The sequence below is a fragment of the Paenibacillus sp. GL_099_B genome (assembly GCF_057835695.1).
In genome coordinates this window covers 754,026-768,327 of the sequence record NZ_CM174430.1, presented here as the reverse complement: position 1 = coordinate 768,327, position 14,302 = coordinate 754,026, and the positions used below count along the sequence as shown (strand labels likewise).

The window sequence follows — 14,302 nt, the reverse complement described above, 5'->3', positions numbered from 1 at the left end:
GTTTTTCTGCCCTATTAGATGTGGGACCTCCGGGTTAACCTTTCTGTTAATAGTAAGGAGCTGCATATTGCGGCTCCTTTTTTTCATGTTCTTTTTTATTTTGTGGGATATTCAATAACACTTTTGTGATAATCCTGATTCATCCAGGTCATACTAATTTGCAAATATAGGGTGTATAAGGGGTGAAGGAATGAGTACAGCAGCGCAGAGCAGTCAGGATCAGAGAATATCTCCGAATCTTACGGAAAATACGGATTATTGCAAGAAAGTGATGGGGAATAGCAAAGACTTGATGATTCGTCCTCTGCAGTGTTTGCACAAATGGCCTTCTGTCATGTTGTACATCGATGGGATGGTAGACGTGCAGATTGTGAATCATTCCATTCTGGAATCCTTGTTACAGACCCGTGAACTGCCTGACTTTTCGGCGGAAAACGAGCATTTGAGCTATCTCCAGAATGATGTCTTAGTCGCCAGCAATGTAGTATTAATCAAAGAGTTAAAAGATGTTCTTGACGCCCTTCTGGCGGGCTTTGCGGTTGTACTCCTAGAAGGTTCCGATCAGGGACTGAAAATTGCAGCTGCAGGATGGGAAGATCGTGCCGTCGGTGAACCGATTTCCCAGACGGTTGTAAGAGGACCCATGGAAGGCTTCAATGAAAATTTGCGTACGAATACAGGCTTGATACGCAAACGAATTCGAGACCCCCATCTCTGGATTGAAGAAAGGGAGATTGGCCGAGTTACCAACACCAGGGTTGCTGTGGTCTATCTCGAACATATTGTCGATCAGGAGGTTGTAAAAGAACTGCGGCGCAGACTTGATGAGATTGATATTGACGCTATTCTGGAAAGCGGATATATCGAAGAACTGGTGCAAGACAAAACAGGTACGATCTTCCCTACGGTCTATAACAGCGAGCGACCAGACACCGTATGTGCTGCTTTGCTGGAAGGTCGGGTTGCGATCATTATAGACGGTACTCCCTTCGTACTGCTTGTCCCAGCCTTGTTTGTTCATTTCTTTCAGTCTCCCGAAGACTACTACCAACGGGCCGATATTAGCTCATTAATTCGAATGATTCGTTACCTGGCCTTCTTTATCGCGCTGCTCGCTCCATCCTTTTATATTGCCATTACAACCTTTCATCAAGAGATGCTGCCTACCAACCTACTTATCAGTTTGGCAGCGCAGCGTGAAGGCGTTCCATTCCCAGCATTTATTGAAGCCATCTTAATGGAGTTGACCTATGAAATTTTGCGGGAAGCTGGCATACGGATTCCGAAAACGGTCGGTCAGGCCGTTTCCATTGTGGGTACCCTTGTAATTGGTCAAGCTGCGGTAGATGCAGGCGTTGTATCGGCTGCCATGGTTATTATCGTATCCATTACAGCGATATCCAGTTATGTTATTCCAGAAAATGGATTATCCATTTCTGTACGGATTCTACGATTTGTCCTGATGATTCTGGCTGCTGCCTTTGGTTTCTACGGAATTCTGATGGTTCTGCTAATTACAGTAACCCATTTATGCAGTTTAAGATCTTTCGGTGTGTCTTATATGTCCCCATTCGCACCTTACATTGGGAAAGATCTCAAAGATACTATCTTCCGCGTGCCTTGGGCCCGGATGAAGACCCGTCCACTTTCTACCGGAACTGCGAATGAAACCAGACAAGCTGACAAAAAAACGAAGCGATAATCGGTAAGGAGAACGTGTATGAACAAATGCCTACAATTGATTCTGTCTTTTGCCGTTCTGCTCCCTCTCCTTACCGGATGCTGGGATCGCCAGGAACTCAATGAACTCGGTATTATGCTGGGACTGGGTGTGGACAAGGATGGTGATATGATTAAAGTGAGTGCTCAAGTGGTTGTCCCTAATGAAGTTTCGTCCAAATCAGGGGGAGGCAAAGGGACCCCTGTGACTCAGTATCAGGCTTCTGCCCCAACGCTGTTTGAAGCTATTCAGAAACTGACAGAGTCAAGCCCACGTCGTATCTTTATGGCGCACATACGTATTTTGGTATATGGCGAAGAATACGCCCGCAAAGTCGGGATTTATGATGTGACCGAAGCTCTAATGCGGGAACCTACAGTTCGGCCTGACTATTACGTCATGGTGGCAAGAAATACAACGGCTTCCAAAGTGCTTGACGTGATGACACCTCTTGAAAACTTACCTGCGGAGAAAATGTTCAATTCATTAGATGTCTCTACCAAGACATGGTCACCGACAACAACTGTAACTGGCGATCAGTTAATGGAATATATTTTGTCTCCCGGAATACAGCCTGTGATTACCGGTGTAGAGGTCGTTGGCAATCCGGAGAAAAGCGGACATCAAGAAAATATTGCAACTATTAAAGCTCCTGCGCGACTGAATTCAACCGGGCTGTCTGTATTCAGAGGAGATAAACTGATTGGCTGGCTAACGGAGGATGAATCCAAGGGGTATAACTACATTCGAAACAATGTAGTATCCACCATCAGTCATCTGCCTTGTCGCAAAGACGGATATGTGACCTTCAAAGCACTCCGCACAACGACAAAACGGAGTGCAAAAGTCGTTGACGGACATCCTGTAATCAACATCAAAATGAAAAATGTATCCTCCATCGGTGCGGTGGAATGTGAAATAAAAATTGGTTCAATGAAAGTACTCAAAGAATTGGAACGAGATAGTGAGGAACGTCTTGTAGATCTAATGCAAAAATCCGTCAAATCGGTACAGCGCAAATTCCACGTTGATATTTTCGGATTCGGGCAAGAGGTCTATCATGCTGATCCCAAGTTCTTCAAAAAGGTGGAGAAGGATTGGGATCACTATCTAGAAGATCTGGATGTCGATTACAAAGTTAATGTGCAAATCAAACGTGTAGGCACATTGGATGATTCATTCAGAGATCAAATTAGGGAGTGAGACAGGTGTTACTTACACTTAGTGTAGTTGTGACTGCAGGGATCATTGGATGGTACGATCTGCCTGGGCTCATACGTCGCAAGGAATGGAAAGAAACAGCTGTTTATGGTGTCTTGCTGATCATTGCTACCTTTCTAAGCATTTTCGCGGCAAACCTGTGGGAAATCCCAAGCCCACTTTATCTCATCATATGGATCTATGAACCTGTAAATCAATTTCTGGCACACTTGACTGGAACTTAAGGGAAAAAGGAGGGGACATTATGCTTGAGAAGGGCCGCATCGGAACAAGACAATTGTCCATCCTCATTTTCATGATGGTGGTCGGGGATATGATGCTCATCTATCCCTCGGTCATCACATCCTATGCCAAACAAGATGCCTGGATATGTGCTCTTATCGGGGTTCCATTGGGAATGGGCCTCATCCTTATGTTTTTAAAGCTGTGCAACCTGTATCCGGAGAAAAATCTGATACAGATTGCACGGAGCATTCTGGGATTTTGGCCAGGCACTCTGGTATCCGCATTTTACCTATTCTTTTTTGTTATAGGTGCCTCCACACACACACGAGAGGTTGGAGATTTCCTTACCTCCCAAATCTTTCAGTACACCCCGATTCGCGTCATCATTCTAATGTTTGTGATTACGGTTGGTTGGGGGTTATATCATGGTCTGGAAACGATGGGGAGAAGCAGTGAATTGCTGATGCCTATCCTGATTGTGTTTATTCTCGTGCTTGCATTCTGTTTACTGCCTCAAGTTGATCCCAGCAACTTGAAACCTATAACGGATACCGGCGTCGTGCCCATCCTGCAGGGCATTCTCGTAAGTATCATATATCCGGTAGGTGAACTGGTCCCCATTATGATGATTATTCCCTACACGCTAAAACAGGCTCATCGAACTCGGGATGTTCTTATGGCAGCAGGACTTGGCAACTTGTTGCTGGCAATATTGGTTACCATCTCTCTGCTTGTTCTAGGTGCTTTTCTTACACAGCACAACATCTATGCTTCCTTTAATTTATCTCAGAAGATTAACATCGGTGGTTTCTTTGAGCGTATTGAAGCCATCATGGCCTCTTCCTGGCTGATCTCCACGTATGTTAAAGCGATGGTGTATATGTACGCATTTATCGTCGGATGCGCCGAACTATTTAAGCTCAAGCAGTATCGAATACTCATCCTGCCTGCATCATTGCTTATATTCGGCCTTGCCAATCTGGTTTCGCCCAATTTGACCTTCATCGTCATTACGGTCGTCCCATATTGGGTAGATTGGGACACCACATTGAGCATTATTTTGCCGGGACTATTACTGTTGGTGCATATGTTCAAAAAGGGCTGGAAAAACAAACCTTCGGTATAAGGTAATGCTGGAGTTCTACTATGTCAGTAAGGAGGCTGGAGACCATGATAATTAAAGATAAAATTACCATTAGGCAATTCACCTTGCTTACCTTTCTTGTCATGGTTGGGGATATGATTTTGATCTATCCATCGCTGGTCACTACCTTGGGTAAACAGGATGCATGGATATGCTCATTCCTCAGTCAGCCCATCGGTCTATTTATCATTTGGATTTTGTACAAACTACAACAAACCTCCCCTGAACTATCTTTAATAGAAATTTGCAAGAAATTGCTTGGTACATGGATTGGATCGGTCTTGTCTATTGGTTACCTATTCTATTTTGCAATAGGCGCTGCCATTTGTATCCGCGAAGTTGGAGACTTTATGACGACTCAAATCTACCTCGAGACCCCCATCCGTGTCATTTTGATTATGCTCATGTGTTCACTGATCTGGGGCCTAATGAAAGGATTGCAAACCATGGGAGCAACCAGTGAACTATTGACCCCTATTGTTGTTGTCTTCATGGCACTCCTGTTCGTGGGGTTGCTGCCCAACATAAAAGTTTCACATCTGCAGCCTATCTTTAACATCAGCCGGGTTCATTTGATTGAAACCGTTGTACGTGGAGCATTTACATCCTTCGGGGAGTTGCTCGTGCTTACGATGATTCTTCCTTATGTAGTGTCAGGGCCGCACCTTAAACGAGACCTGTTGCTTGCCACTTTCTGCGGAGGTCTGCTCCTGTGTATACTGTTATTGTTTTCCCTTATGGTTGTGGGTCCTTTCCTAACCCAACATAACATTTTTATTTCGTATACCCTGTCTCAAAAAATTAATATCGGTAACTTCTTTGAGCGTATTGAAGCCTTCATGGCTACTGCCTGGTTAATTGCGACCTATTTCAAAAGCCTGCTGTACATGTTCGCTTTTGTTATCGGACTAGCTCAGCTGTTTCAGTTGAAAACCTACAAACCGCTCATTCTCCCTTCATCCTTGCTCATGTTTGCATTGGCCATCCTGATCTCCCCCAATGTCATTTTTTATATCGAAACCATTATGCCTGCATGGGTGGATTGGGACATTACTTGCAGTTTTATTATTCCTCTGCTGCTTTTACTTGTTCATCGCATTCGCTTTGGCAAGAACCGGAAAAATCAGCCCCCTCCAGAACGCTTGCCCACATAAAAAGGCTGTGATTCACGGTATAAACCGCGAACACAGCCTTTATTTATGAAGTAAACATTTTTTCGATGTATAGAGAACAGACGAGTAAACTTCCTAAAGTTGCTGTAAAGCCTCCAACGCAGCCTCAATATGCCCTTTGACTCGCACTTTCGACCACGACTTCAGTAGTATACCCTCTTCATCAATGAGAAACGTGGAGCGCTCCATTCCCATGTATTCCTTGCCATACATCTTTTTGAGCTGCCATACGCCGTATTGCTCGGCAACTTTATGTTCTTCGTCGGATAACAGGATGAATGGCAAGCCGTATTTGGCTATGAATTTGTCGTGCTGCTTCATCGGATCAATACTAATCCCCAGAATAACTGTATTTAACCCCTTGAACTCCTCATGACGATCACGGAAATCACATGCCTGCTGTGTGCAGGAAGAAGTCATATCCTTCGGGTAAAAATATATCAACACCCGCTGTCCGCGATAATCCGAGAGCTTCACCGTCTCTCCCGTACTGGACGGAAGTTCAAAGTCTAGTGCCAGCTTGCCTTCGGTTAATGTCATCTCATTTCCTCCTTTATCTCGTCTATCCTTTCACAAAGGTCTTCTGTTATGATCCTGCTCCGCGATACTTTTTCACGCCATAATTCCATAGGAGAAGACCGATCGAGCCAAACACCAATCCCATCACAGGTGTCAGCATCGCCATACGATGCATCTCGGATCGTTCCAGGAAAAGGGCCGCCGGATAAATGCCCACGAAGGCAAATGGAATGACCCACGTTAACAGGACCTGAATCGCACGGTTATAGATGGTTACCGGATAACGTCCATATCCCTGAATGTTGTACATTAATGGCAGGATGCCTGTAGGCGCGTCCGAATAAAAAGATAACGACGTCAGGGTGATGTAGATTCCTGCATAGATCAGTACTGAACTCAAAGTCAGAATAATGAGAGCCGGAATATGCCACCATTCCATAACTAGCCCCATCTCCGCACCGCTGATGCCCATGATGATCAGGCCGATAAATGATCCTACAAGCGCAGGCGGGTCCACATTTTCGAGTAAAATCTGGAACAAGTTATGCGCAGGCCGAGTTAATATGCGATCCATCTCACCTTTGACAATATACCGTTCACTGAACCCCCACAGATTGATAAAGCAACTGAAGATGCCGTAAGGCACCATAAAATATCCATAAACAAAAAGGACTTCACTCTCACTCCAGCCTCCCAAATTATCCGTATGTCGGAAAACCACAAAGATAAAGATCAGATTGGTTGCCTGGAACAGCAAATCCGAAAGGATCTCGACCCAAAAGTCGGCGCGGTACGTGAGACGTGTCTTCATGTAATTTTTTAAATATTCCCAGATCAGACCCATATAGTACACTCTGTTATCCTCCTTGCACGAACAGACGCTTGCGCGCCTGACGCCAGATCAGCATCATCGGAATGAGCAGTATGACAAACCAGAACACCTGAATGCCGAGTACACTCCAGATGCCTGTGCCTTCCACTCTTCCAGTGAAAACCGAGCCGGGCAGATACGTAATGGCCTGAAAAGGCAATACTTTCATCACTGCGGACATCCAGCCTGGATAGAGGCTGATTGGAATGATCAGACCGGAGAACAGATCAACCACGACGCGTTTCATGCGCATCATGCCTTCATTGTTTTCCACAAAGAATGCGGCCAGTCCCGTAATGACATTGATCTGGGAGTTAATGAGGAAACTGAAGAACAGCATAACCAGAAAGCCAATCCACGCGGACGGCGCCGTAGGCAGTTCAACCGGAAACAACAGAATGGCAATGAGCATTCCAGGAATCATGAGCAGCAGGAAACGGAAAATACCTTCGCCCAGCCCCTGCATCATTTTGACCATGACATAGTTGATCGGTCTTATGAATTGAATGGCAATGGAGCCATCCCGAATGTCTGCGGCTATTTCCCGGTCCAGGTTGTTAAAATAAAACGCACGCGCCATCCAAGATACAGCCACATATGTCGTCATCTGAGCTGCAGTAAAACCGCCCAGTTCACCACTACTGCCGTAAATGGCTTGCCACGTAAAGTAATACACGCCGATATTCAGCGTATATATCAAAATGCCGGAATAATAATTCACCCGGTATGCAAGCATCGTCAGGAACCGGATGCGCATAAAATCAAAAAATGCACTATTCATGTTAGGATACACCCACCGCTTCATTCTTTGCTCCCACAATCTCGGGACGCTCGGCTGAACCGGATTGGTAAATACTGCGCACGATCTCATCCGTGTTAATCTCAATAATCTGAATATCGGTAATATCTGCCTGTCCAACGACACGTCCCAGCACATCCGACACGTTGAGTTCAAGTGGAATCCAGACCGATGCGGACAGTTCGTTCTCCACCGTCCAGCGAACAGGAAACGCAGCTGTCCATCCCAGCATTTGTTCCATAGGGTGAGCCGTACCAAACTTGAACCGGATTTCCCGTTCTTTGCCCCACTGGGATTTTAGATGATCCAACCCGCCATCATAGATGATATTGCCCGCATCGAGCATAATAACTCTTGAACATAAAGCTTCGATGTCCTGCAGATCGTGGGTTGTCAGCAAAATGGTTGTTCCGTGTTCCTTATTCATATCTTTCAGGAATTCGCGGATTTCCGACTTCACAACAATATCCAGACCAATGGTTGGCTCATCCAGAAACACAATATCCGGATTATGCAGCAGCGCAGCAACCAGTTCACAGCGCATACGCTGTCCAAGACTGAGCTTACGTACCGGACGGTTCAGCAGATCCTGAAGCTGTAACCGCTCAACCAATTCATCCAGACGTTTGCGGAAATCGACCTCACCTACTCGATACACTTTGCGCAGCAGATGGAAGGACTCAATGACACCAATATCCCACCAGAGTTGGCTGCGTTGACCAAAAACGACACCAATATTCTGTACAAACTTCTCACGTTCCTGATACGGAACATATCCACCAACCGATATTTGCCCTGAAGTAGGCACCAAAATGCCGGTCAACATCTTAATCGTTGTTGATTTACCGGCACCGTTCTCCCCAATATATCCGCATATTTCGCCTTGCGGAATTTGAAATGAAATATCATTTACAGCCAAGACCTCCTGGTATTGACGTGCAAACAGATCCTGGAATGCGCCCTTAAGTCCTCCTCGACTTTTCTGGACGCTAAACGACTTGCGTAAATCTTTGACATCAATCGCCAGCATGATTATACCTCACTTGGATTTTGTTGAAATTGCTTGTAGCCCAAAAAGAAATTATAATAGTATCAGTCAAAATTCAGCAAGCTTTAAAAAATAGTCTGAGGCCGCGTCCTCTGTTTCATCTCACAGATATGTCGTGTACGGAAAGCCCGGGCTAGATCAAATTGGACTCATCTTCATTTATTTTGAATACAAAGGAGAGCTAGCATGACCAGAAAGACGAAGAGAACCATTTGGATTTCTCTTGCCGCCTTCGTGCTGATTGTTGGAGGCGCTGCGGCATTTTATTTCGGTTCTATTCTCAATCAGTTGAATGGCTTGCAAAAGGAAGGCGATGATTCGCCGTTTGCCGGTATCGAAAATGTTGAAAAAGTAAGTACACCGGATCCTCCGAAATGGGAAGGCACCGAAACGGTAAATATTCTCGTTATGGGTGTTGATGCCCGCGGGCTGGAGAAGGGGGAAGTCCCTCGTTCTGACAGCATGATGGTCGTCTCGCTTGACCCACTCACCAAAAAAATTAATTTATTCTCCATTCTGCGCGACACATACGTCAATATTGACGGGTATGGCAAGGAACGCATCAATACTGCTATTACCCATGGTCCCAACGCGGCAATGAAAGCTGCCGGAGACCTGCTGGGTATCCCTGTCCAGTATTATGTGTATACCGATTTCCAAGGATTCATCAAATTGGTGGATGCCGTTGGCGGTGTGGATTTTGACGTAGAGAAGGACATGCACTATACAAGTAAAGCAGACAATAATGAATACGATATTGATCTGAAAAAAGGCTACCAGCATTTGGATGGTGATACGGCTCTCATGTACGTTCGCTTCCGTCATGATGCCATGTCGGATTATGCCCGCTCCGAGCGGCAGCGCGAATTCCTGAAAGCTGTAGCAGCGAAAATGCAGTCAACAACAACAATTGCCAAATTGCCTTCCATTCTGGAAGAAGTAAATCCTTATGTAGATACCAATCTGACCCTCTCCGACATGTGGAAGCTGGGCGGACTCGGATATCAGAGCAGCATGAACGGCAGCGAGCAAATTCCGCCAATGAAAATGCTCAAGGAAGAACGTACACCAGGCGGAGCTGAGGTGCTGTCGGTAACCAATGAGGAAAAACTCAAGCAATATATTCAAGATATCATTCATCCTCCTGCTCAAGAAGAAGGCAGTACTACCGGAGCCGAAGACAAAACGGCAAGTGGTGACGAACAAGACTCGAAGCAACCTGCACAGTAATGAAGTGCACACGAAGAGGGCAGCCCATATGCTGCCCTCTCGCTGTGTTTTGTTTATCTAATATGAAAGGAAGTTATCTTATGAATCCATCACGTTCCCGTTCCGAGCTTTTATACGAAGAAGCACTTCAACATATTGTAGGAGGTGTCAACAGCCCCTCCCGTTCATTCAAAGCGGTGGGTGGCGGTGCACCTGTCTTTATGAAAAAGGCGCAAGGAGCGCACTTCTGGGATGTCGACGACAACCGTTATATCGATTATCTCGCGGCGTATGGTCCGATTGTTACAGGACATGCTCACCCTCATATTACTCAGGCGATTACCGAAGCAGCAGCAAATGGCGTGCTGTACGGCACGCCTACGGAACTTGAGATCAAGCTCGCCAAAATGCTGAAGGAAGCCATTCCTTCAATGGACAAGGTTCGTTTCGTAAACTCCGGTACAGAAGCGGTCATGACCACCATCCGGGTTGCCCGCGCCTACACCAAACGTAATAAAATCGTGAAATTCGCCGGATGTTATCACGGTCACTCCGATCTGGTCCTTGTGGCAGCAGGTTCGGGGCCTTCCACGCTGGGTATTCCGGATAGTGCAGGTATTCCAACGAGCATTGCGCATGAAGTCATCACGGTACCTTTCAACGATCTGGACAGCCTGAAAGCAGCTCTGGAGCGTTGGGGCGATGATGTCGCCGCAGTCATGGTTGAACCGATTGTCGGCAACTTCGGTATGGTTATGCCGGAACCTGGCTTCTTGGAAGGACTCTGTGCCATGACTCGGGATAACGGCTCACTCGTTATTTACGACGAGGTCATTACAGCCTTCCGTTTCCACTATGGCTCCACACAGACGTACGCGGGACTGGACAATCATGCGGAGATCGAACCGGATCTGACTGCACTTGGCAAAATCATCGGCGGCGGTCTGCCCATCGGTGCTTACGGCGGTCGTAAACAGGTTATGGAGCAGGTTGCTCCACTCGGCCCGGCCTATCAAGCCGGAACGATGGCTGGTAACCCTGCGTCTATCTCTGCGGGTATCGCTTGTCTGGAGGTTCTGCAAGGCGAAGGTGTATATGCGGAGATGGAACGTCTTGCGATTGATCTGACTACAGGCCTTCAGGCTTCTGCGGATCGTCATGGCATTGCGTTAACCATTAACCGAATTCATGGTGCCTTTTCCACCCACTTCTGTGACCATCCGATTACGAACTATGATCAAGCCCAGGATACCGATGGGGAACTGTTTGCTTCCTTCTTCCGTCATATGCTGAATCGTGGCATTAATCTGGCTCCTTCCAAATATGAAGCCTGGTTCCTGACCACTGCACATACGGACAAGGATATTCAAGAAACATTGGAAGCCGCAGAATCTTCCTTCAAAGCTATGGCTCAGGCGTAAACCGTTATCTAACAATTCACATGTCGCAGCATAGCATGTCACTGAAATTAAATTAATCACATGAAATAAAGGCGTCCCACAAGCGATTATTCCGCTTGTGTGGACGCCTTTTGCAGTTTCATTATCTCCTCACGGATAATCCTCAGCCCTTCCTTGATCCGTTGCTTAGGTACATTGGATATGTTTAACCGCAGCATTTTATCCTGATGTACCTCCTGTGCACCCTCCGGAAAATATCGTTCTGTTGTATCGGCAATCACTCCCCGTTGCTCCAACCGGGACAGCAAGACCTTGAGTGGCATATCCTTAGGCAGTGGCAGAACCGTATGCTCCCCTCCTGTGCGTGGTGCATTCACAAACGGAGCAAAGTCCGGGTAAGCATTAAGCTGTTGATACAGCTTGTTCATCCGGGCAGCATAACGACTGCGGATGACTTTGCCATGGTGGGCAAACATCCCGTTACGGATGTAGACTTCAAGTGCTGCCTGGGATAGTACTGCAGTGTCAATATCGAGCATTTTTTTGTATTTACTAAACGATGCAGTAAGACTTGCAGGCAGAATAGCCACGCCAATCCGCAGGCCGGGAAACAGGATTTTGGAGTAACTTTTCAAATAAATGACTCGCCCTTCTGTATCATAGGACCATAATGGGTCCTGCTTCGTGTTCTCTTCCAAATCAGCCAAGAAATCATCCTCTACCAGATAGACATCATAACGCTGCGCCAGGCGGATTAATTTTTTCTTCTCAGCTGCCGTCAGGGAAGTCCCAATCGGGTTGTGAAAACGCGGCATAACATAAAAAAATTTGATGTCTCCTTCGCGGAACTGTCGTTCGAGCGCGTCCCAATCCAGGCCCTCCAGAGAGCGCCTGACACCTGCAATAGGGACATTCAGTCCTTGTAGAAGCGAAGGCATATTATGATAACCCGGCAGTTCCAGCATTACCTGCTTTTTCCCATTTGGAAAAGGCATTAACGCCAGCACAGCTAGAGCTTGCTGCACCCCTGAAGTAATAAAGAACTGCTCCTTCCGGGCAAACACCTGATAATCGGCGAATTGCTTCTGCAACAATTCAATCAAGGAAGGCAAGCCTCTCTCGGTTCCATACAAAAACAAATCCGCCTGTTTCTTCTCCATTGCCTGGTCCACACAATGGCGAAAATCGGAATAAGGGAATACTCGCGGATCAGGAGCTGCGGAGGCAAAATCCAGCGGTCCCTGCCACTCTCCATCCTCCACTTCGGCTCCATTCTGTACCGCATAATATCCGGATTGAGGCACCGCGTAGACCAGATGCCGCTCTTCCAGCCACTCATACGCTCGTATGGCTGTACTCACACTACATTGATATTGCTCAGCCAGAACACGCACAGCCGGCAGTTTGATTCCTTTATCCTGCCATTGTCCACTATTCTGCTGCCGCAATTGGTCCTGAATCCATTGCTTAAGTGATTCGGCGATGATTTCGTATTTTCTCATTGGATTCTGCCACTCCTCCGACTTCAGCATTACCTTAAGTGTACCGGTACAATAAACGTTTTTGTCTATTGTACCACTATTGGTCTGGCAGTATATTAAATAAGGTCAGACAGCGTACGCAGCAACATATGCGCCGATGTAGTAGTAAAGAAAAACCGTATTATTGGAGGAAACCCATGAACAATACTCAAACTAGAACATACGCATATGTAGCAGCTATTTTATATGCAGCCATTATTGGTTTATCCTTTTTATTTGTCAAAATGACGGTGAGTGTCGCACATCCAATTGATGTACTTGCACATCGTTTTGCTTTGTCATTACTCGTAGTCAGCATCCCTGTCATTTTCGGATGGATCAAGATCAAGCTAACCCTTCGTGATCTATGGCGTATCATTCCGCTAGGGCTGCTCTCTCCTGTATTGTTCTTTGCCTTTCAGGCATTCGGGCTAGTCTCGTCCAACTCATCGGAAGCAGGGATTATCCAGGCGATGGCCCCCGTATTCACACTTGTGTTGGCCTCTATCTTTCTAAAAGAACGTACATCCCTTTTGCAAAAACTGTTCCTGCTGTTGTCCGTGGCAGGTGTAATCTTTATTTTCTTGATGAAAGGGAGCGGGATGTCGGCAGGCAACTTTAAAGGTATTGCTTTACTGCTGCTCTCCACGGTGTGTTTTGCAGGTTATGGTGTATTGGCAAGACCCTTGGCGCAGAAATATAAACCGATGGAATTGACCTGGGTGACCCTGATGGTTGGATTTATCGTCTTCAACGCAGCTTCTCTGATTCGTCATGCGTCGAGCGGAACCATGATGGATTATGTGAAGCCACTCGGAGATGCATCTTACCTAGGAGCACTGGCCTATCTGGCTGTCCTCTCTACCATGTTCTCCACGCTGCTGGCGAGTTATGCCCTGACTCATCTGGAAGCTTCCAAAATGAGTGTATTCAGTAATTTGTCCACACTCATTTCGATTGCTGGCGGAGCCTGGATATTGCATGAACCTGTCCATGGATACCACTTTGTTGGAGCCTTGCTGATCATCGCAGGTGTACTTGGCACCAATATGAGCGGAAGAAAACGCAAGCTGGTCAATCCAGATAAAGCATGATACAATGTGAAAAATTATAAACGGATGTTATCAACAATGATGAAGAGAAGTACACAGGACAGGATACCTCAGAGAGCCGGCGGATGGTGTGAGCAGGTGTATCGGTCATGTGGAAATGGGCTTCGGAGTTCCGAGTTGAACCCTTTCTGCCACCTGTACTCAGGAGCGCGGATCGTCAGTAGGCAAGGCGGCATGTTCAGCCGTTATCCATGGACAGGATATCGATAAGGATTATGTGGGCTTCCTGCATATATTTATCCGTATCCCTCAAGTGGGCCGCAACCAGCGGCCAATTAAGGTGGCACCGCGAAGCATAAGCCTCGTCCTTCTATTCTGTTCCCGTCTGGGAAACAGGATGAA

Annotated in this window: 13 protein-coding genes and 1 other annotated feature; of the genes, 8 read left to right on the top strand and 5 right to left on the bottom strand. The window is 46.5% G+C overall.

Translation table 11 applies throughout. From position 1 onward, the window contains the following. Positions 1 to 190: 190 nt before the first annotated feature. The 5 genes from AC3ITG_RS03650 to AC3ITG_RS03630 are packed head-to-tail and all read left to right on the top strand — an operon-like array spanning position 191 to position 5,464. Positions 191 to 1,702 carry a spore germination protein gene (locus tag AC3ITG_RS03650; protein WP_489252823.1) on the top strand — a complete coding sequence of 504 codons (1,512 nt, stop codon included), beginning with the start codon at positions 191 to 193 and terminating at the stop codon, positions 1,700 to 1,702. 18 nt (positions 1,703 to 1,720) lie between these two features. After that, the gene (locus AC3ITG_RS03645; RefSeq protein WP_489252822.1) at positions 1,721 to 2,923 is read left to right on the top strand and encodes a Ger(x)C family spore germination protein; all 1,203 of its coding nucleotides are present in this window, start codon (positions 1,721 to 1,723) and stop codon (positions 2,921 to 2,923) included. 5 nt (positions 2,924 to 2,928) lie between these two features. Then, positions 2,929 to 3,165 carry a hypothetical protein gene (locus AC3ITG_RS03640; RefSeq protein ID WP_489252821.1) on the top strand — a complete coding sequence of 79 codons (237 nt, stop codon included), beginning with the start codon at positions 2,929 to 2,931 and terminating at the stop codon, positions 3,163 to 3,165. Positions 3,166 to 3,185: 20 nt separating this feature from the next. After that, positions 3,186 to 4,292: a GerAB/ArcD/ProY family transporter gene (locus tag AC3ITG_RS03635; RefSeq protein WP_489252820.1), complete on the top strand. Its 1,107-nt coding sequence runs from the start codon at positions 3,186 to 3,188 to the stop codon at positions 4,290 to 4,292. 44 nt (positions 4,293 to 4,336) lie between these two features. Continuing rightward, the gene (locus tag AC3ITG_RS03630) at positions 4,337 to 5,464 is read left to right on the top strand and encodes a GerAB/ArcD/ProY family transporter (protein ID WP_175382198.1); all 1,128 of its coding nucleotides are present in this window, start codon (positions 4,337 to 4,339) and stop codon (positions 5,462 to 5,464) included. Positions 5,465 to 5,557: 93 nt separating this feature from the next. On the opposite strand, the gene bcp is transcribed toward AC3ITG_RS03630, so the two are convergent. Genes bcp through AC3ITG_RS03610 form a run of 4 tightly spaced genes read right to left on the bottom strand, consistent with a single transcriptional unit; the run spans position 5,558 to position 8,701 of the window. Beyond that, positions 5,558 to 6,022, bottom strand: a complete 465-nt coding sequence (gene bcp, locus AC3ITG_RS03625) for a thioredoxin-dependent thiol peroxidase (RefSeq protein ID WP_489252819.1) — start codon at positions 6,020 to 6,022, stop codon at positions 5,558 to 5,560. A gap of 46 nt (positions 6,023 to 6,068) precedes the next feature. Beyond that, positions 6,069 to 6,845: an ABC transporter permease gene (locus tag AC3ITG_RS03620; RefSeq protein WP_489254405.1), complete on the bottom strand. Its 777-nt coding sequence runs from the start codon at positions 6,843 to 6,845 to the stop codon at positions 6,069 to 6,071. Positions 6,846 to 6,858: 13 nt separating this feature from the next. Further along, positions 6,859 to 7,653, bottom strand: coding sequence for an ABC transporter permease (locus AC3ITG_RS03615; protein ID WP_053779604.1), 795 nt, complete (start codon positions 7,651 to 7,653; stop codon positions 6,859 to 6,861). 1 nt (position 7,654) lies between these two features. Next, the gene (locus tag AC3ITG_RS03610; RefSeq protein ID WP_413028930.1) at positions 7,655 to 8,701 is read right to left on the bottom strand and encodes an ABC transporter ATP-binding protein; all 1,047 of its coding nucleotides are present in this window, start codon (positions 8,699 to 8,701) and stop codon (positions 7,655 to 7,657) included. 204 nt (positions 8,702 to 8,905) lie between these two features. Here AC3ITG_RS03610 and AC3ITG_RS03605 point away from each other — a divergent pair, with 204 nt between their 5' ends. Further along, on the top strand, positions 8,906 to 9,949 hold the full coding sequence (locus tag AC3ITG_RS03605; RefSeq protein WP_489252818.1) for an LCP family protein: 1,044 nt from the start codon (positions 8,906 to 8,908) through the stop codon (positions 9,947 to 9,949). 80 nt (positions 9,950 to 10,029) lie between these two features. After that, entirely contained in the window at positions 10,030 to 11,349 is a 1,320-nt protein-coding gene (locus AC3ITG_RS03600; RefSeq protein ID WP_489252817.1) for a glutamate-1-semialdehyde 2,1-aminomutase, read from the top strand. 86 nt (positions 11,350 to 11,435) lie between these two features. On the opposite strand, the gene AC3ITG_RS03595 is transcribed toward AC3ITG_RS03600, so the two are convergent. Further along, a complete protein-coding gene (locus AC3ITG_RS03595) occupies positions 11,436 to 12,830 on the bottom strand; it encodes an aminotransferase-like domain-containing protein (RefSeq protein ID WP_090953912.1) in 1,395 nt (464 codons plus the stop codon). Between the two features lie 176 nt (positions 12,831 to 13,006). Here AC3ITG_RS03595 and AC3ITG_RS03590 point away from each other — a divergent pair, with 176 nt between their 5' ends. Next, positions 13,007 to 13,942, top strand: coding sequence for a DMT family transporter (locus AC3ITG_RS03590; RefSeq protein WP_079695718.1), 936 nt, complete (start codon positions 13,007 to 13,009; stop codon positions 13,940 to 13,942). Positions 13,943 to 13,969: 27 nt separating this feature from the next. Continuing rightward, positions 13,970 to 14,273: a binding site (T-box leader), on the top strand. The last annotated feature ends 29 nt before the right edge of the window (positions 14,274 to 14,302 follow it).